We start from the raw sequence: 16,950 nt of genomic DNA, 5'->3' as shown, positions 1-16,950 counted from the left end.
ATGCAATTAATGTGGACGCTCGTAAGGCGCGTACGCAATCACGTCCGGGTCCGCGCTCTCCGCAGACGCACTCTCCAGGGAAGGTGAAGCCATGCCGCTCGCGCTCCTCGCTCTCGCCATCGGGGCATTCGGTATCGGAACCACCGAGTTCGTGATCATGGGACTGCTCCCCGAGGTGGCCGCGGACTTCCACGTCTCCATCCCGACCGCGGGCTTCCTCGTCACCGGATACGCGCTCGGCGTCGTCCTCGGGGCCCCGCTGATGACCGTGCTCGGCACCCGGATCAGCCGCAAACGCATGCTGATGCTGCTGATGGGGCTGTTCGTGATCGGAAACGTGGTCTCCGCCACCGCCCCGGTCTTCGGCGTGATGCTCGCCGGCCGCGTGATCGCCTCGCTCGCCCACGGGGCCTTCTTCGGCATCGGCTCGGTGGTCGCGGCCGATCTGGTCGCACCGCAGAAGAAGGCCGGCGCCATCGCGATGATGTTCACCGGGCTCACCGTCGCCAATGTGGTCGGCGTACCGCTCGGCACCTACATCGGGCAGAGCGTCGGCTGGCGGAGCACCTTCTTCGTCGTCGCCGGCCTGGGCGTCGTCGGACTGCTCGGTGTCGCCCGCCTGGTGCCCGAACAGCCCCGTCCCGAGGGCGTCCGGCTGCGCCACGAGCTGGCCGCCTTCCGCAACGTCCAGGTCCTGCTGGCCATGGCGATGACGGTACTGGGCTTCGGCGGAGTCTTCGCCGCGATCACCTACATCACCCCGATGATGACCGAGACCGCCGGCTACGCGGCCTCCTCCGTGACCTGGCTGCTGGTGCTCTTCGGCCTCGGCATGGTCGGCGGGAACCTGCTCGGCGGCAGGTTCGCCGACCGCCACCTCATGCCGATGCTCTACGTGGCCCTGGGCGCCCTCGCGGTCGTCCTGGCGCTCTTCACCCTCACCGCGCACAACAAGGTCGCGGCAGCCCTCACCGTCGTCCTCATCGGCGCCCTGGGTTTCGCGACCGTTCCCCCGCTCCAGAAGCGCGTCCTCGACCAGGCGGCGGGCGCTCCGACGCTCGCGTCCGCCGTCAACATCGGCGCCTTCAACCTCGGCAACGCGCTGGCCGCCTGGCTCGGCGGCATGGTCATCGCCGCCGGACTCGGCTACACCGCTCCGAACTGGGTGGGCGCCGCCCTCGCGGCTTCCGCCCTGGTGCTGGCGGTCGTGTCCAGCGGGCTGGAGCGCCGTACGGCCGCACGGAGCCGGATCGTCACCTCGCACACCCCCGAAGCCGTGGCCGCCCCCGTGGCCTCCCGCCACTGATCGACGGCCCCGCACCACCACACCGGAACCGCACCGCGCCGACCCGCCCGCACCACCGCATCCGTACCGCACCGCAGAGCCGCACCCCGCGCGGAACCGCACCGAACCGCACCGAAACCGCACCAAGGAGTTATCCCATGAGCACCCCCACCACCGCCGCAGCGCCGCTCACCACCCAGGACGCGGAGGCGCTGATCGAGGCGGCCCGCACCGCCGCCGAGGCCGCCGGCGTCGCGGCAGCCGTCACCGTCCTCGACGCGGGGGGTCATCTGCTGGCCTTCCGCCGCGACGACCGGGCCGTCCTGATCGCCGGAGAGACCAGCACCCGCAAGGCGTACACCGCTCTCCAGCTCGACGCCCCCACCGCCGACCTGGTCGACGCGGTCCAGCCGGGCGGCCTTTTCCACACCCTGCCGACCGCGCTCGACCGCCCGCTGCTCTTCATCGCCGGTGGTGTCCCGGTCCACCGGGGCGGACGGCTGATCGGAGCCGTCGGCGTCGGCGGCGGCGCACCCGAGCAGGACCACGGCTTCGCCACCACCGCTGTCGCGAGCCTCGTCTGAGTTCTGCGCACGCACGGTGATGCCCCCGGCTCCGGGGGCATCACCGCGTCGTTCAGCCGGTCGCCACGCTCAGCGGGGCGAAGTACCGCTCCCGGTCCCCCGGCTGCCGCGCGCCGCCGAGGGTCATGACCGTGGTCGAGGATCCGGGCTCCAGGCCGCGCTCGCGGAACCAGGAGAGCAGGTCCGTGTGCCGGGCGTCGATGTCCACCCGCAGGGGCCGGTCCGTCGCCGCGGCGAGCGAGACGACCAGGAGCTTCGCCGTGTCCGTGTCCCGCGCGGCCAGCGGACCGAGCGCATGGCTCTGCGCGCTGGGCCACAGCGCGCCGTATCCGATGAGCGCGCCGTTCTCCTCGGCCACGCGCAGATGGTCGGCGAAGGCGGGAAGGCGGGCCAGCAGGTGGGTGCGGTCGAGCCCGGTGGCCTGGGCGTCCAGACGCAGGATGCCCGGCAGATCGGCCGCCGATGCGGGGCGCACGCGTACGGCTCCCTCGCCGCTGGTACGCGGCTCCGAGGCCGTGCCGGACCGGAAGAGGCCGCTCATCCGGTCGGTTCGGCCCACGGCCTCGAAACCCAGCCGCTCGTAGAGCGGGCGGCCGGCGTCCGTCGCGTACAGGCTGAGCGCCGCTCCCCCGGTGGACTCGATCACCGCGCGCATGAGATGCCGGGCGATCCCCCGACGGGCGTGGCGTCCGGCCACCAGCATCATCCCGACGGCGGCGGCATCGGGACCGTACGAGGTCACCACGCAGCTCGCCATCAGGCCCTTGCCTTCGGGGTCGTCGATGCCGTAGGCGGTTCCCGCTGTGAGGAGGAGACCCCAGCGGTGTTCGTCGCGGGGCCAGCCCCGGTCCTCACTGAGGTCGGCGCAGGGGACCAGATCGTCCCGGGTGAGGCGCCGGATCGGCAGATCGGCGAGCGGGCGGGGCAAGGAGCTGGGCATACCCCTCAGGCTGTCCGACTTGGTGATCGCTCGTCCACCGCTTTAGCGGATCTGGCCGAGACGCGTAGGCGCCGGCCGCGCCGGGTCGGCCCCCAGGGCTTCAGAACGGAGATCGCGGTGACGAAGAGATAGGTCGCGGCGGCCACCGACGGCGCCACCACGAGGTCGATGTCCACCGTGCCGCGTTCGGCCGCTTCGTCGATTCCGGGGCGCAGGGCAAAGACCGACAGCCCGGCCGTGACCAGGGTGAGCCAGAACTTCGTCCAGACCCAGCGGTGCCGGGCCAGTCCCCAGGGCGTCCCCAGGGACAGCACCAGACCGCTGACCAGGGTGGCCAGGGCGACGGGGACGACCAGCCAGTCACCGAAGATCTGCATGGCCCGCGTCGCCGCCCCCGCGGTCGCCGGATCACCGGTCAGAAAGGCGGTCAGGCCGAGTGTCAGCAGGCAGACGGTCAGCCCGAGCCAGCCGACCGATACCGAGACATGGGCGACGAGCAGGGCTCTGCGGGTGCGGCGCTTGAGTGGTTTCACGTGAAACACGGTGCGGGCCGGTCCGCCGCCGGTCATCCGACGAGGGGAGTATCCCCGCGTACCGGCCTCGGCGTACGCGGCCGCGTTCCCGGCCCGCGCCGACACACCTCACCTGGGAGGACGGGGGAGCAGCCTGTTCGGCTCCGGCCCGTCAGCCCAGATCCGGCGCGTGCATCGCACGGACGCCCTCGATGTTGCCGTCCAGGTAGTGGCGCAGGGAGAGAGGTACGAGATGGACGGCCGCGATGCCGACCCGGCTGAACGGCACCCGGACGACGTCGTACTCCCCGCAGGGCTCGTCGACCTCGGGGCCGTGGCGCAGGGACAGGTCCATCGATTCGAGCCGGCAGACGAAGAAGTGCTGGACCTTGACCCCCTTCACCCCGTCGCCCTCGATGTGCTCGACGGTGTCGACGAAGCAGGGCACCACATCGGTGATCTTGGCGCCGAGTTCCTCGTCCAGCTCCCGGTGGAGGGCGTCGACGACGGTGGCGTCCCCGGGCTCCACCCCGCCGCCCGGCGTGAGCCAGTACGGATCCACGCCCGGCTTGGTGCGCTTGATGAGGATCAGGTCGTTGTCATCGAGCAGGATGGCGCGTGCGGTGCGCTTGACCACAGGACGTTCGGTCATGGCAAGAGCGTGGCCCGCCGGACCGGTTCTGAAACACCGGGCGGCCGCGGGGCCGTCCTGAGGTCACCAGTCGCTCGCCGCGCGCAGCAGCACCTCGTGGGCCCGTGCGACCGGCGGCAGGGCGAGGGTGCCGGTCCTCGCCGCCAGGAAATAGGTGCGCAGCGGTGGCACCGGCGGATCCAGGAGGGCCACCACCTCGCCCCGTTCCAGCGCGCCCTCGCACAGATAGCGTGGCAGGACCGCGAGGCCCGCGCCCGCCGCCGCGCAGGCCAGGACGGCCCGCAGATCCGGCGCGATGACGGCGCCCGAGGCGGCGGGGCGGGTGTCGAAGACCTCCGCCCAGTACCGGGAGACGAGCGGCAGGCTTTCGTGCACCTCCACGACGGGCAGCTGCGCCAGGACCACCGGTCCGTCGCGGCGCAGGGTGCCCGGTCCCAGCCGCCCGGCCCAGCGCGGCGCGGCGACCAGCACGTGTTCCTCGTCGCAGAGCGGGGTGGCCGTGAGCAGTCCGCCGCGTGGCCGCGCCGTCACGATGGCCAGGTCGTGGTGGCCCGCCGCCAGGCCGTCCAGGGTCTCGTCGGTGTCCGCCGAGAACGAGCTCCGCAGGGCCAGGCCCTGGGTGAGGAGCGGGGTGAGCGCGGGCAGGGCGCGGAGCGAGGTGAACTCGGGGGGTCCGGCGAGGTGCAGGGTGCGGACGCCCGACACCTCGTCCAGCTCGGTCTCGGTGATCTCCACCAGGGCGTCCAGATGCGGCGCCGCCCGGTGCGCGAGCTCGTCACCGATGGGGGTGGGGGTCACCCCGCGCGCCCGCCGGGTGAAGAGCGGCCGCCCCAGCTGCCGTTCCAGGGTGCGTATCTGTGAGGTGACGGCGGGCTGGGAGAGACCGAGGAGGGCGGCGGCGCGGGTGAAGGAGCCGGCCCGGTGCACGGTGACGAACGTGCGCAGCAGGGCCAGGTCCATGTCCGTCCCCCTCTCGCCGCAGTGGCTCGTCGGACCCGGACAACGATAAATATGTCGATAGGTCGCTGCCGCTACTGTGATTGGACACTGACGCAGAGTCAACTAGCCTTGTCGAGGCGGTTCTTCGTGAGGAGAAGACGGAGAACCCGGGTGGTCCGAGCCACGAGGGGGGAGGCTCGGACCACCCCGTCCCTTGCCGAGGACGGGGTGGCCGGCCGCCGGGCGGCTCAGTGCTCGCAGAGCGAGAACTCGCGCTCGAACACCTGGTCGTTGTGCTCGTCGACGAAGAACGTGCGTTCCCGCATCAGCTCCTCGCGGAAGCCCTCGGCCTGTTCGCGGGTCATCGTCGAGGTCGCGGACCAGGGCTGCTGCGGCGGCACGTCCGAGGTCGAGACGAGCGTCTCCGACGGGTCGACCAGGAAGAACGCGAGGATCTTGCGGTGCCCGGGACGGGTCGGGTCGACGAGGCGGAACGGGCTCACCCGGTGCTGGAGCAGGTTGGGAAAGGCCAGACAGCGGCCCGCCCGGGTCTCCACCGATCCCAGCGTCTGGTTCAGCGGGCCCTCGTTCTCCAGCCCGTAGACCTCGCGGATGCCCTTGTTGTCGCTCTGCTCGTACTCGGGCTCGTCGACGGCGGTCCGGAAGCCCAGCCGGCTCTCGGAGATGTTCTCGCTGTCCCAGTAGTAGAGGCCGGTCGAGACGATGCGCTCGTTCAGCATCCCCTCGACGTGCCAGGAACCGCCCGGGTACTCGGGCTTCTCCGGGGTGAGGTGCAGGGTGGCGAGCTTGACGATGACCTGGAGGCGGCGGCCGCGCAGATCGATCCGGTCGGAGGGGGCGGGCGGTTCGGGTGCCGTGAACTCCGGTGCGTCCGGGACCACGGGGCGGCGGGTCTCGTACCGCTCGTCCTCAGCCTGCTCCCACGCCTCCACGGCCTCGTTGTAGGCGGCTTCGTCGCTGTAGTCGTCCTCGTCCGGGAACTCCGGTTCCGGTTCGTACCAGCCGTAGGGGTCGGCCTCGATCCGCATCGGCCGGGGATGGCGGAGGTCGGTGAGCACGTTCTCCAGCAGCGGGCGCATCCGGCCGAGCAGTTCCGGGAGGACGGCGGCCAGCTCGGCGTGGCGTTCCGGATGGACGTTGTTGACGTACGAGCGGAAGGAGACGGTCCCGTCCTCGGCGACGTCGGCGTCCGTGGGAAGCCACTGGAACCGCTCCGAGAACTCGTGCTTCGAGTAGGCGTTGGTCGGGTTCTCCCAGGCGCGCTCCGGCCCGGCGCTCACTCCGTTGACCAGGCAGTACAGCGAGGGGTGCACCAGATCGAGCACCTGGCCGTCCGAACCGGGGTGCCAGTCCCGTTCCGCCTCCGGGACGTCCTCCAGAACCCGGACGGCTTCGCGCAGGCGGGTGCGCAGCGCGTCGTCGATCAGGGTGTCCGAGTGCCACACGCCGTCCACGGCGGACACCTCGACACCGGTTTCCGCGTCGCGGAGCGAGGCGTAGTGCGCGAGTTCGTCGAGGACGTACCGCACCTGCGCGTCGGTCAGGCCCTGGTCGACCGCCTCACGCGTCCATCGGGCGACGGTCTCGGGGTCGTGCATCTTCTCGAACCACCCCGGCTTCGCCCGTATATGGGCGCTGCACTGCATGATCTGGAGTTCGCGCAGCGTCCGGGGCCCGTCGCGTTCCGTGCGACGTGAAGCCTGGAAGGGCAGGGGGAAGGCGGTCAGGCCGGTCAATTCTCTTGTTCCTCCCGGTCGATGAGCGATCGCGGGAAGCGTACTGGAGCGGTCCGACACCCCCGCGGCGCCGGATGACGGGCACCGCGGGGGCGGGCGGTCAGCGGCCGGCGACGGCCTCGGCCAGGGCTCGTTCGACATCGGCCACGAGATCCGCGGTGTTCTCCGCGCCGACCGAGAAGCGGATGAAGCCCTCCGGAACCGCGTCGCCGCCCCAGCGCGCCCGGCGTTCCGCGGTGGACCGCACGCCGCCGAAGCTGGTCGCGTCCTCCACGAGCCGCAGCGAGAGGAGGAAGCGTTCGGCGGTCTCCTTGTCGGGCAGCACGAAGGAGACCACGGAACCGAAGCGCCGCATCTGGCGCGAGGCCGTCGCGTGCGAGGGGTCGGTGGGCAGTCCGGGATAGCGCAGCCCGCTCACGGCGGGATGTGCCAGGAGCGCCTGCGCGAGCGCCAGCGCGTTGGCGCACTGCCGGTCGATGCGCAGCTCCAGCGTGGCCAGCGAGCGGTGGGCGAGCCACGCCTCCATCGGTCCCGGGATCGCGCCGACGACCTTGCGCCAGCGCCGCACGGACGCGGCGAGACCGGCGTCCCGGCAGGTCACATGGCCCAGCAGGAGATCGCCGTGCCCGGTCAGCCCCTTGGTGTCACTGGCCACCGAGAAGTCGGCGCCCAGCTCCAGGGGGCGCTGCCCGAGCACGGTGGCGAGCGTGTTGTCGACGGCCACGAGGGTGCCGCCGGCATGCGCCGCCTCGACGAGGCGCCGCACGTCGCAGACGTCCAGGCCGGGGTTGGACGGGGTCTCGATCCACAGCAGCCGGGCCCCCTCCAGCACGGCCAGCTGGGCGTCGCCGGCGGTCGGCGCGGTCCGCACCTCGACGCCGTACTCCTCCAGCTGCGCCCGTGCCAGCGGCAGGGCCTGGTAGCCGTCGTCGGGCAGGACGACGATGTCGCCGGTCCGCACCTGGGAGAACAGGACGGCCGAGATGGCCGCCATACCGGAGGCGAAGACGGTCGTCTCCACGGCCTCGCCCGGCGCCTCCAGCTCGCCGATGGCCCGTTCCAGGCGGTCCCAGGTGGGGTTCGAGTCACGGCCGTAGGTGTACGGCCCGGTCGGCTCGCCGGCAAGGTGGTAGTGCGCGGCGAAGACCGGCCCGGGGAGTGTGGGCTCGTACTGCTCCGGTTCCGGCAGCCCCGCGCGTACCGCCCGGGTGCCGTCGCCCATGGTGCTCATGTCCGTGTCCTCGTCTCTCTCCGGCGGGTCACCGGTCCGTTCTCCGCACTGTCTCAGGTGGGCGCGGTGCGGCGTCGCCCGGCCCGGACCGCGCCGGGAGGAGGGTCCCGGGGCGGTCCGGTGGGTCGGTCGCGTTCTCAGTCGTCCTCGGGCAGGACGACGTTCAGGGCCCAGGAGACGATGGAGATGATCAGACCGCCGAGGACGGCGGTCCAGAAGCCGTGGACGTGGAAGCTCAGGTCGAGCACGCCGGCCAGCCAGGAGGTGAGCAGCAGCATCAGGGCGTTCACCACGAGGGTGATGAGCCCCAGGGTGAGAATGAAGAGCGGCAGCGTGAGCACCTTCACCACCGGCTTGACCACGAAGTTGACCAGGCCGAAGATCAACGCCACCAGGATCAGGGTCACGGCCTTGCGGCCGGTGCCGCCGCCGCTGAGCGTGATGTCCTGGAGCAGCCAGATGGCCACGGCCAGCGCTCCCGCGTTGGCGATCGTCTTGACTACGAAATTCTTCATGTGTCTGATCGTGGCAGACGTGATCGGTGGCGGACACCGGCTGGGCACAAGGCAAGGGGCGCACGGGCCATGAAGGCATTCAGACTGGACGAGCTGGAGGCGGAACGGGCCGCCAACGACGGCGCGTACCTCCAGTTCATCCGGGAACGGAACATGTCGGTCGGTCTGTACGCGCTCGACGCGGGCGACCTCGATCCGCAGCAGCCCCACCGGCAGGACGAGGTCTATCTCGTCGTCAGCGGCCGTGCGTCGATCACCGTCGGCATGGAAACGACGCAGGTGGGCAGAGGAAGCGTCGTGTACGTACCGGCCGGCACCCCGCACAAGTTCCACCACATCACCGAGGACCTCCGCGTGATGGTGGTGTTCTCCCCGCCCGAGGGGTGAGCGCTTCCCTCGGGGATCCCTAGGGGATCGATCAGGGGAGTCCAAGGGCTGCCGGGGCCCCGTCGACCGCCCCATCGCCTCTAGCATCGAAGCAGGAACTCACAGAGACGAGGTAGGGACGATGGCCGTGCGGGAGATATTCGCGGGGATGCCCTGGTGGGTGAAGTGGATCGCGGTGCCCGTCATCGCGATCGTGGTGTTCGGCGGTCTCATCGCCAGCATCGTCGGATTCGTGATCGGCCTGCTGTTCAAGGTCCTGATCTTCGTGATCCTGGTGGGCGGTCTGGTCTTCGTCGTACGGAAGTTCATGTCCTCCTCCTCGAAGGGCGGCTGGTAACCGCACGACCGGCCGGGCCGTTAGCCCAGCTGAGCTAAGCGGAGGACGAAACGGCACCCTGTCCGGATGCTCCCGATACAGTGGCGGTTCGCTGCCGCCGCCTGGGAAAGTACCGTCAGCCGCCACCCTGACCAGTGGTTTGTACGGCATCCGGTCTTCGGGACCCCGGGCCCGCGGGAGAGTTGTGGGGGTGGCCCCCACAGGCGGGCTGACCGCCCGTCACCACGCCTGGGGGTGACCGTTGGCCACGGCATCGAGTACCGCCGTCCCGACGCTGATCGGATCCGTGCAGCGGGCGCTGAGGCTGCTGGAGGCGGTGGGCACCCATCGCGACGGGGCCCCGGCCAAACAGCTCGCGCGTGAGGCGGGGCTTCCGCTGCCCACCGCGTACCACCTGCTGCGCACCCTGACTCACGAGGGGTATCTGCGCCGGGAGAACGGCGTCTTCCTCTTCGGGGCCGCCGCGGAGCGGCTGGCCGGCGACGGGGCGCTGCAGAATCGTCGCAGCAGGATGACCCAGTCCCTGGGGCGCTGGCGGGACATCATCGGTGTGCCCGTGTACTGCGCTGTCTACCGGGACGGCGAGATCGAACTCGTCGCGGTCGCGGACAGCCCGGAGGCGCCGGCCGTCGAGGAGTGGGCCGCCTTCGGGGAGACCGGGCACGCCCACGCGATCGGCCAGTGCCTGCTGAGCCAGCTCGACGAGAAGGCCCGCGAGGACCACCTCGACCGCCATCCCGTGCGCCCGTTGACCCGCTACTCGGTGCGGGACCGTACCGCGCTCCTCGACCGGTTGCGGACGATCGGCCGTGTCGAACCCGTCGTCGAACGGCAGGAGTACGCGCTCGGCACCCTCTGTGCCGCCCTCCCGATCTCGGCCGGTTTCACGGCCGCAGCCGTGGCCATTTCCGTCCCGCTCGACCGGGAAGAACAGTTGCTCCCCGCAGTCGAACGGCTACGTGGCGAAGTGGCCAGCCTCTTGCGTTCATTCGTGTTCTCTATCAGTATCTGAAAAATCACTCCTTGTGATCTGCTATCGCGTGCACCACGATGGCGTCAATAGGGCCATGGGGGATCATTCCTGGCCAGATTCATCTACTGCGGGGTTGAACGATGCGCGAGTCGGTTCAAGCTGAGGTCATGATGAGCTTCCTCGTCTCCGAGGAGCTCTCCTTCCGTATCCCGGTGGAGCTCCGGTACGAGGTGTGCGATCCGTATGCGATCCGGATGACCTTCCATCTGCCCGGTGACGCCCCCGTCACCTGGGCTTTCGGCCGTGAGTTGCTGCTCGACGGCCTCAACAGCCCCAGTGGTGACGGTGATGTGCACATCGGGCCGATCGAGCCCGAGGGCCTGTCCGACGTCCACATCCGGCTCCAGGTCGGCGCGGACCGCGCGCTGTTCAGGGCGGGCACGGCGCCCCTTGTGGCGTTTCTCGACCGGACGGACAAGCTCGTGCCCTTGGGGCAGGAGTGCACGCTGGGTGACTTCGAGGGCAATCTGGAAGAGGCGTTGGGGCGAATTCTGGCCGAGGAGCAGAACGCGGGCTGACCCCGGCCGTGCTCCGGGCCTGGTACCCGGTCGAACAGCACACCTGCCGAACGGGTGAATCGCTCTCCGTGTCCGGTCCCACTCGGGGCCCTCTGTTCAGTCCGGCCGTGCGGACGCTAGCGTGGTGGCACCTTTGCACACGCGGGAGCTCGGAGCACCGGGCTGAGAGGGCGCTGATCTCCGTACGTCCGTACGGGACGAGGCTGCGCCGACCGCCGAACCTGTTACCGGGTAATGCCGGCGTAGGGAGTAGGTCTCATGACCACATCGGACGCACGCACGCCTGCCTCGAACCAGAGCGACGAGGCCGGGAAGTCCATCGGCTGGCACAAGGGATACGTCCAGGGCTCGCGCCCGGACCTCCGGGTGCCGGTCCGTCAGGTGCACCTCACCAACGGCAAGGACGTGACGCTGTACGACACGTCGGGGCCGTACACCGATCCCGCCACCGAGACCGACGTCCGCCGGGGGCTGTCCCCCCTGCGGGAGAACTGGATCATCGCCCGCGGCGACACCGAGGAGTACGCGGGTCGCCCCGCACGCCCCGAGGACGACGGGCTCAAGCACACCGCTCCGCGCGGTGGGCTGCGCAATCTGGACGCGGTCTTCCCCGGCCGCCCGCGCCAGCCCAGGCGCGGCAGGGACGGGCGGGCGGTCAGCCAGCTCGCGTACGCCCGCCGGGGCGAGATCACTCCGGAGATGGAGTACGTCGCGATACGCGAGAACGTCGCGCCCGAGGTGGTCCGCGAGGAGATAGCCGCCGGCCGGGCGGTGCTGCCGGCCAACGTCAACCATCCGGAGATCGAGCCGATGATCATCGGCAAGCGGTTCCTGGTGAAGGTGAACGCCAACATAGGCAACTCCGCGGTCACGTCCTCCATCGAGGAGGAGGTGGACAAGATGACCTGGGCGACCCGGTGGGGCGCCGATACGGTCATGGACCTTTCCACCGGCCGCAACATTCACACCACCCGTGAGTGGGTTCTGCGCAACTCCCCCGTCCCGATCGGCACTGTGCCGCTGTACCAGGCGCTGGAGAAGGTCGACGGCCGGGCCGAGGAGCTGACCTGGGAGATCTACAAGGACACCGTCATCGAGCAGGCCGAGCAGGGCGTCGACTACATGACGGTCCACGCCGGCGTGCGCCTGCCGTACGTCCCGCTGACGGCGAACCGCAGAACGGGCATCGTCTCGCGCGGCGGGTCGATCATGGCGGCCTGGTGCCTCGCGCACCACAAGGAGTCCTTCCTGTACGAGAACTTCGAGGAACTCTGCGAACTCCTCGCCTCGTACGACGTGACGTACTCGCTGGGCGACGGGCTGCGGCCCGGCTCGATCGCGGACGCCAATGACGAGGCGCAGTTCGCCGAGCTGCGCACGCTCGGCGAACTGAACACGATCGCCAAGCGGTTCGGCGTGCAGACGATGATCGAGGGCCCGGGACACGTCCCGATGCACAAGATCAAGGAGAACATCGACCTCCAGCAGGAGATCTGCGAGGAGGCGCCCTTCTACACGCTCGGCCCGTTGACCACCGATGTGGCGCCCGCCTACGACCACATCACCTCGGGCATCGGCGCCGCGATGATCGCCTGGTGGGGGACGGCGATGCTCTGCTACGTGACGCCCAAGGAGCATCTGGGCCTGCCCAACCGGGACGATGTGAAGACCGGGGTCATCACCTACAAGATCGCGGCCCACGCGGCGGACCTGGCCAAGGGGCATCCCGGGGCGCAGGAGTGGGACGACGCGCTGTCGGACGCCCGCTTCGAGTTCCGCTGGGAGGACCAGTTCAATCTGGCCCTCGACCCGGACACCGCACGGGAGTTCCACGACGAGACGCTGCCGGCCGAGCCGGCCAAGACGGCGCACTTCTGCTCGATGTGCGGGCCGAAGTTCTGCTCGATGAAGATCAGCCGGTCGATCAACGAGCAGTTCGGCGGTACGGAGGCCGCCGGGGCGACGGCCGAGGAGGTCGCCGAGGGGATGCTCCAGAAGTCGAAGGAGTTCGCGGCCTCGGGCAGTCGGGTTTATCTGCCGCTCGCCGACTGATAGGGCGTCGTCGGCCGCGTACACCCGGGGCGGCGTCCGGAAGTCCTCGTTCCGGGCGACGCCCCGTCGGCCGTACCGCCGCGGCCGTCTACGGCTCCGAGCGCCGGATCGCGGAGGCCGGACCCCGTACGGGATCCAGGACGGCGGCGGCGACCCGGTAGGCGGGGTTCAGGGCCGACCAGATCTCGTCGAGCAGTTCCGGCCCGTCGTGCGCGGTGACCGTCGTCTCGTCGAAGGGGCCGGCGACGTCCACCGTGCTGCCGTCGGAGCGGTAGGTGGTGAGCAGGACGGCCTCGCCCGGCTCCAGGTCCCGGACGGTCAGGGTCATGACGTTGGTGGACGTCCGGGCGCCCCGGCTCGGGCGGGCGGCGCCGAACACGGCGGTGCGGCCGCCGTCACGGCTGAGCAGCGCCGTGATCCGCGAGGTGCGGATCGGCGGGTCGGGCTCGTACTCCAGCCCGCCGAGGGATTCGGTGGGGGCGATGTCCTTGTCGAGCCGTTCGGCGACCTGGGCGACCTGCTCGCCGTTGCCGAACACCAGCCAGTCGGCGGTGTGGAGGGCCGCGGCGTAGTGGCGCAGCGGATCGTGTTCCACGGGGGCGACGGGTCCGACCGTCAGCTCGTCGCCGTTCACGCGCAGCGCACGGTCCTTGGAGGCGGCGCTGCGGCCCGTGAGGACGTAGGCGCCGAGGACGGCGCCGGACCGGGTCCGGGCGCAGAGAACGCCCCGGCCCGGGTAGGGGTTGGCCGAGAGGAGATCGGTCAGGTCGGTCATGTCACGCTTTCCTTGCTGGTGCGGGCCCCGGGACTCGGAGCCGGTCACTCCGGTTCGTGGTCCGGCCCGCCGAAGTCGGGGCCGGTGAAGTCCGGGCTGGTGAAGCTGGGGCGCGGGGCCGCCGCCGGGCCGTCGTCCGGGCTGGAGAAGTCCGGGCGGCTGTAGCCGATCTTGGGGATGCGGTGGGGTGAGCGGTGCGGGACGCGGGCGGCCGTGGCGGCACCCGGGTCGGCGAGCGCGTCCCGCAGGAAGGGCAGGATGCCCCGTTCCAGCAGGGCGTGCCGCCAGGCCTCGCGGGCGCGGGCCACGTCCTCCGGCAGTTCCTCGCCCGGTTCCTCCGCGTCCTGGTCCTCCGAGCCGTTGCGCAGGGCGGTCACGAGCAGCCCGACGGCGGCGACGAGGATGGCGGCGGCGGTGACCGCGGTGAAGAACCAGCCCGCGCCGACCATCGTGCGCGCGAACGCCGGTGGCGGGTCGAGCATCTTCAGGAGGTAGCCGATCAGCAGGAAGATCAGGGCGGCGGTCCCGGCCAGCAGCGGCGCCAGGACGGTGACGACCGCGCCTATGCCGGCGCCGGACCCGGAACCGGCCGGCAGGGTGTCCGCCTCGCCGTCCTCGTCCGCCGCGGCGGCGGCCCGGATCTCCTCGCGGGCCTTCACGTAGTGGTCGTACTCGGTGGCGGCGGCAGCGGTGATCAGCGCCGTGGCGGCCATGGCCATGGTGCGCAACTGCACCGGATTGAGCCGTTCTCCGACGGCGGCCAGATCCGGTCGTTCATGAGCGTGGCGCAGTGCGTCGTCGAGGATCCGCTCGTACTCGGGGCGGTCCTCGGTCAGCAGGTGCGGAGCGCTGTTCATGTGCATCCCCCGATGCTCCGTAGGGCCTGAGCACCCGGGCGGGCCGGGCTGTCGGGCGGAAACGGAGGAGAGCCTGCTACTGGTACGCCGATGGTAGAGCGCTCACGGCACGGGGTGACAGGGTGTTTCCGTAAATAGGCCCAGCGGCTGGCGTGTTCAGATCGGGAAGCGTCTTCCCCGCCGTGCGTCAGTCATGCAGCGGGAGTTGCGCGACCAGCAGCTTTCCGGCCATGGTCACGCCGCCGTCCATGGCGATGGCGAGCCCGTCCGCGTACACGTGCGGACCGTCCACGACGGGTCCCGCGCCGTCCTCGCCCTCCTCCGTTCCGACCTCGCCCAGGAGGTACGGAATGGGGCTGTGACCGTGGACGATGCGCCGTCCGCCGTAGGCCGCCATCAGCTCCTGGACCGCCTGGGTCCCGGAGTCGTCGCGGAAGGCGAACCGCTTGGTCAGCTTCCGGAACAGGTCCCAGCACTCGTCGGCGTCGTTCCGCGTGAGAATGGCGTGCACCGTGTCGTTGACGTCCTCGATGGTGGAGCCGTAGTCGAGGTAGGCCGTCGTGTCCGAGTGCATCAGGAGGTGGTCGTCCTCCTCGACGACCGCGTCGAGCCGGGACATCCACTGGAGGTGGACGTCCTGGAGGCGCTCCATGTCGGTCTTCTGGCCGCCGTTGAGCAGCCAGGCCGCCTGGAAGGTGGCGGTGCCGGCGCCGGAGTTGACCGGGGTGTCGCCGAACCGCTTGGCGCCGATGAGCAGCAGCTCGTGGTTGCCCATCAGGGCCTTGCAGTAGCCGCCGGCGGCGGCCGCCTCGGCGGAGAGGCGCATCACGAGGTCGATGACGCCGATGCCGTCCGGACCGCGGTCGGTGAAGTCCCCGAGGAACCAGAGCCGCGTGTTGCCCGCGGCCCAGTTGCCCTCGGCGTCGATCAGGCCCTGCTCGGTGAGGGCGGCGACCAGCTCGTCCAGATAGCCGTGGACGTCACCGACGACGTAGAGCGGCCCGCGCCCCGGGTCCTGGGAGGGCCTGGGCTCGGGCACGGCCCGCACCTGGACGGTGTCCTCCCGTGTGATCACCGGGAGGTCCCGCTCCGTCGGCGTGTACCCCTCCGGAGGCTCGCCCTCCGGACCGGCGGCGCCCGGGTGCGGCGGCGCGGGGGACTGTGCGTAGGGCGGTACGCGGAAGTCGCGCAACGTCGCCGTCCGCACCACGGGATCCTGACCGGCCCCCTGTGTCATCGACCCCTCCACCGCCTTCGTGCCGCCGTACACCTGACGGGCCCTGCTGGTCGGGGTCGTCCGCGGTGTCGTGGGCCCATCATAGGAATGAGGATCGTCCTCTGTGACGCACCAGGGGTGGTGAATCCTGGAGCGGGCCGGGTTCGCCGGGCGATTGATCCCAATTGACCTGATCAATCCCCTGCCGGTGACCGTGGCGCGCTCACGGTGGTGCGGGGCGGACGGCGTTGCGAGGAGGTCCGCACGATGAGCTCCGTCGGTATCACCCGCTCCACCGGACCGTCGTGGTCGACTCCCTCGATGGCGTCGATGAGCAGTTGGACGACGGCCGTGCCGATGCGGCGCGGTTTGAGCGAGAGCGTGGTGATGGGCGGTTCGGTCGTCGCGTAGACGGTCGACTCGGAGCAGCAGACCAGCAGCAGGTCCTCGGGGACGCGCAGTCCGTACCGCCGGGCGGCGGCGAGGAGGTCCGTGCCGTTGGGGTCGAAGAGGCCGTAGACGGCGTCCGGCCGGTCGGGGCGGGCCAGCAGCCGGTCGGCCGCCACCGCGCCCGCACAGGGGTCGTGGGCGGGGTAGGACTCGTAGACCGGGTCCTGCCCGACGCGTTCGCACCAGTGGAGGTACGCGGTGGTGGAGAGCCGGGTGTAGGTGTCGGTGGTGGTGCCGGTCAGCAGCCCGATGCGGCGGGCGCCGGCGGCGGCGAGATGGTCCAGGAGGTCGAGCACGGCCGCCCGGTGGTCGTTGTCGACCCAGGCGGTGACGGGGAGCGACCCGGCCGGGCGGCCGTCGGAGACGACGGGCAGCCCCTGGCGTACGAGCTCGGTGACGACCGGGTCCTGGTCGGAGGGGTCGATGACGACCGTGCCGTCCAGGGCGACGTTGGACCAGACGTCATGGCGTGAGGTGGCGGGCAGGATGACGAGGGCGTAGCCGCGGGCGAGCGCGGCGGAGGTCGCGGCTCTGGCCATCTCCGCGAAGTACGCGAATTCGGTGAAGGTGAAAGGTTCATCCCCGTAGGTCGTCACGGTCAGGCCGATGAGGCCGGACTTGCCGGTACGGAGCGTTCGGGCCGCGGCGGAAGGGCGGTAGCCCAGGCGCTCGGCGACCTCGCGGACATGGCGGCGGGTGGCGTCCGGGAGCCGCCCCTTGCCGTTGAGCGCGTCGGAGACGGTCGTGATGGAGACCCCGGCGGCGGCGGCCACGTCCCGGATACCTGCTCGTCCCTGCCTGCCGCCGCGCCGGGGGGTCTCCGTCCGGCTTACCTGGTGCTTCCCTGCTGCTGTCATGGCGAGCCGATAGTAGGGCTCGGAGGGGTACTTGGCCCGGCCGCATATGCAGC

The 16,950-nt window shown here is 70.8% G+C and carries 18 protein-coding genes; 7 read left to right on the top strand and 11 right to left on the bottom strand.

What is annotated here, in order from left to right; translation table 11 throughout:
* The first annotated feature begins 91 nt into the window (after window positions 1–91).
* Together ACWCXC_RS02495 and ACWCXC_RS02490 are read left to right on the top strand one after the other, a co-directional pair.
* Window positions 92–1,306, top strand: coding sequence for an MFS transporter (locus tag ACWCXC_RS02495; RefSeq protein ID WP_450682508.1), 1,215 nt, complete (start codon window positions 92–94; stop codon window positions 1,304–1,306).
* Between the two features lie 137 nt (window positions 1,307–1,443).
* Complete coding sequence (locus ACWCXC_RS02490) at window positions 1,444–1,869, top strand: GlcG/HbpS family heme-binding protein (protein WP_450886128.1); 426 nt, start codon at window positions 1,444–1,446, stop codon at window positions 1,867–1,869.
* 52 nt (window positions 1,870–1,921) lie between these two features.
* On the opposite strand, the gene ACWCXC_RS02485 is transcribed toward ACWCXC_RS02490, so the two are convergent.
* The 7 genes from ACWCXC_RS02485 to ACWCXC_RS02455 all read right to left on the bottom strand — a co-directional run bounded on the left by ACWCXC_RS02485 (window position 1,922) and on the right by ACWCXC_RS02455 (window position 8,415).
* A complete protein-coding gene (locus tag ACWCXC_RS02485; protein WP_450886126.1) occupies window positions 1,922–2,809 on the bottom strand; it encodes a GNAT family N-acetyltransferase in 888 nt (295 codons plus the stop codon).
* A 5-nt stretch (window positions 2,810–2,814) separates the two neighbouring features.
* The gene (locus ACWCXC_RS02480) at window positions 2,815–3,342 is read right to left on the bottom strand and encodes a DUF2269 domain-containing protein (RefSeq protein ID WP_450886124.1); all 528 of its coding nucleotides are present in this window, start codon (window positions 3,340–3,342) and stop codon (window positions 2,815–2,817) included.
* A 151-nt stretch (window positions 3,343–3,493) separates the two neighbouring features.
* Window positions 3,494–3,973, bottom strand: a complete 480-nt coding sequence (locus ACWCXC_RS02475; RefSeq protein ID WP_450682504.1) for an NUDIX domain-containing protein — start codon at window positions 3,971–3,973, stop codon at window positions 3,494–3,496.
* A gap of 63 nt (window positions 3,974–4,036) precedes the next feature.
* Window positions 4,037–4,933 carry a LysR family transcriptional regulator gene (locus ACWCXC_RS02470; RefSeq protein WP_450682503.1) on the bottom strand — a complete coding sequence of 299 codons (897 nt, stop codon included), beginning with the start codon at window positions 4,931–4,933 and terminating at the stop codon, window positions 4,037–4,039.
* 227 nt (window positions 4,934–5,160) lie between these two features.
* Complete coding sequence (locus tag ACWCXC_RS02465; protein WP_450886121.1) at window positions 5,161–6,669, bottom strand: DUF4246 domain-containing protein; 1,509 nt, start codon at window positions 6,667–6,669, stop codon at window positions 5,161–5,163.
* A 100-nt stretch (window positions 6,670–6,769) separates the two neighbouring features.
* Window positions 6,770–7,900 (bottom strand): cystathionine gamma-lyase, encoded by a 1,131-nt coding sequence (locus ACWCXC_RS02460; RefSeq protein ID WP_450886119.1) that lies wholly within the window; start codon window positions 7,898–7,900, stop codon window positions 6,770–6,772.
* A 137-nt stretch (window positions 7,901–8,037) separates the two neighbouring features.
* A complete protein-coding gene (locus tag ACWCXC_RS02455; RefSeq protein WP_450682500.1) occupies window positions 8,038–8,415 on the bottom strand; it encodes a phage holin family protein in 378 nt (125 codons plus the stop codon).
* 69 nt (window positions 8,416–8,484) lie between these two features.
* On the opposite strand from ACWCXC_RS02455, the gene ACWCXC_RS02450 reads away from it, so the two are divergent.
* The 5 genes from ACWCXC_RS02450 (at window position 8,485) to thiC (ending at window position 12,742) form a co-directional block, all read left to right on the top strand.
* The gene (locus ACWCXC_RS02450) at window positions 8,485–8,802 is read left to right on the top strand and encodes a cupin domain-containing protein (protein ID WP_450682499.1); all 318 of its coding nucleotides are present in this window, start codon (window positions 8,485–8,487) and stop codon (window positions 8,800–8,802) included.
* A 127-nt stretch (window positions 8,803–8,929) separates the two neighbouring features.
* Window positions 8,930–9,139, top strand: a complete 210-nt coding sequence (locus tag ACWCXC_RS02445; RefSeq protein ID WP_450682498.1) for a DUF5326 family protein — start codon at window positions 8,930–8,932, stop codon at window positions 9,137–9,139.
* A gap of 241 nt (window positions 9,140–9,380) precedes the next feature.
* A complete protein-coding gene (locus ACWCXC_RS02440; RefSeq protein ID WP_450886116.1) occupies window positions 9,381–10,151 on the top strand; it encodes an IclR family transcriptional regulator in 771 nt (256 codons plus the stop codon).
* A gap of 101 nt (window positions 10,152–10,252) precedes the next feature.
* Entirely contained in the window at window positions 10,253–10,690 is a 438-nt protein-coding gene (locus ACWCXC_RS02435) for an SsgA family sporulation/cell division regulator (protein WP_018553937.1), read from the top strand.
* Between the two features lie 258 nt (window positions 10,691–10,948).
* Window positions 10,949–12,742: a phosphomethylpyrimidine synthase ThiC gene (gene thiC, locus ACWCXC_RS02430; RefSeq protein ID WP_450682496.1), complete on the top strand. Its 1,794-nt coding sequence runs from the start codon at window positions 10,949–10,951 to the stop codon at window positions 12,740–12,742.
* Window positions 12,743–12,830: 88 nt separating this feature from the next.
* Here the strand turns inward: thiC and ACWCXC_RS02425 are convergent, their stop codons facing one another.
* From ACWCXC_RS02425 to ACWCXC_RS02410, 4 genes are all read right to left on the bottom strand, one after another.
* Window positions 12,831–13,517 (bottom strand): IMP cyclohydrolase, encoded by a 687-nt coding sequence (locus ACWCXC_RS02425; protein ID WP_450886113.1) that lies wholly within the window; start codon window positions 13,515–13,517, stop codon window positions 12,831–12,833.
* A gap of 44 nt (window positions 13,518–13,561) precedes the next feature.
* Window positions 13,562–14,380 carry a hypothetical protein gene (locus tag ACWCXC_RS02420; RefSeq protein ID WP_450682494.1) on the bottom strand — a complete coding sequence of 273 codons (819 nt, stop codon included), beginning with the start codon at window positions 14,378–14,380 and terminating at the stop codon, window positions 13,562–13,564.
* Window positions 14,381–14,561: 181 nt separating this feature from the next.
* Window positions 14,562–15,611, bottom strand: a complete 1,050-nt coding sequence (locus ACWCXC_RS02415) for a metallophosphoesterase (RefSeq protein WP_450886110.1) — start codon at window positions 15,609–15,611, stop codon at window positions 14,562–14,564.
* Window positions 15,612–15,784: 173 nt separating this feature from the next.
* Window positions 15,785–16,897, bottom strand: coding sequence for a LacI family DNA-binding transcriptional regulator (locus ACWCXC_RS02410; RefSeq protein ID WP_383631522.1), 1,113 nt, complete (start codon window positions 16,895–16,897; stop codon window positions 15,785–15,787).
* Window positions 16,898–16,950: the final 53 nt, after the last annotated feature.

It is taken from the genome of Streptomyces sp. NPDC001515, assembly GCF_053597115.1.
The sequence above is the reverse complement of the archived record's forward strand: the minus strand, read 5'-3'. Positions and strand labels throughout refer to the sequence as shown.

Bases quoted from the DNA above. Each gene is read 5' to 3' on its own strand.
- ACWCXC_RS02420 (WP_450682494.1), bottom strand. From the start codon at position 14,380: ATGCACATGAACAGCGCTCCGCACCTGCTGACCGAGGACCGCCCCGAG.
- ACWCXC_RS02470 (WP_450682503.1), bottom strand. From the start codon at position 4,933: ATGGACCTGGCCCTGCTGCGCACGTTCGTCACCGTGCACCGGGCCGGC.
- ACWCXC_RS02490 (WP_450886128.1), top strand. From the start codon at position 1,444: ATGAGCACCCCCACCACCGCCGCAGCGCCGCTCACCACCCAGGACGCG.
- ACWCXC_RS02415 (WP_450886110.1), bottom strand. From the start codon at position 15,611: ATGACACAGGGGGCCGGTCAGGATCCCGTGGTGCGGACGGCGACGTTG.
- ACWCXC_RS02455 (WP_450682500.1), bottom strand. From the start codon at position 8,415: ATGAAGAATTTCGTAGTCAAGACGATCGCCAACGCGGGAGCGCTGGCC.
- ACWCXC_RS02450 (WP_450682499.1), top strand. From the start codon at position 8,485: ATGAAGGCATTCAGACTGGACGAGCTGGAGGCGGAACGGGCCGCCAAC.
- ACWCXC_RS02495 (WP_450682508.1), top strand. From the start codon at position 92: ATGCCGCTCGCGCTCCTCGCTCTCGCCATCGGGGCATTCGGTATCGGA.
- ACWCXC_RS02460 (WP_450886119.1), bottom strand. From the start codon at position 7,900: ATGAGCACCATGGGCGACGGCACCCGGGCGGTACGCGCGGGGCTGCCG.
- ACWCXC_RS02485 (WP_450886126.1), bottom strand. From the start codon at position 2,809: ATGCCCAGCTCCTTGCCCCGCCCGCTCGCCGATCTGCCGATCCGGCGC.
- ACWCXC_RS02425 (WP_450886113.1), bottom strand. From the start codon at position 13,517: ATGACCGACCTGACCGATCTCCTCTCGGCCAACCCCTACCCGGGCCGG.
- thiC (WP_450682496.1), top strand. From the start codon at position 10,949: ATGACCACATCGGACGCACGCACGCCTGCCTCGAACCAGAGCGACGAG.
- ACWCXC_RS02475 (WP_450682504.1), bottom strand. From the start codon at position 3,973: ATGACCGAACGTCCTGTGGTCAAGCGCACCGCACGCGCCATCCTGCTC.
- ACWCXC_RS02435 (WP_018553937.1), top strand. From the start codon at position 10,253: ATGCGCGAGTCGGTTCAAGCTGAGGTCATGATGAGCTTCCTCGTCTCC.
- ACWCXC_RS02410 (WP_383631522.1), bottom strand. From the start codon at position 16,897: ATGACAGCAGCAGGGAAGCACCAGGTAAGCCGGACGGAGACCCCCCGG.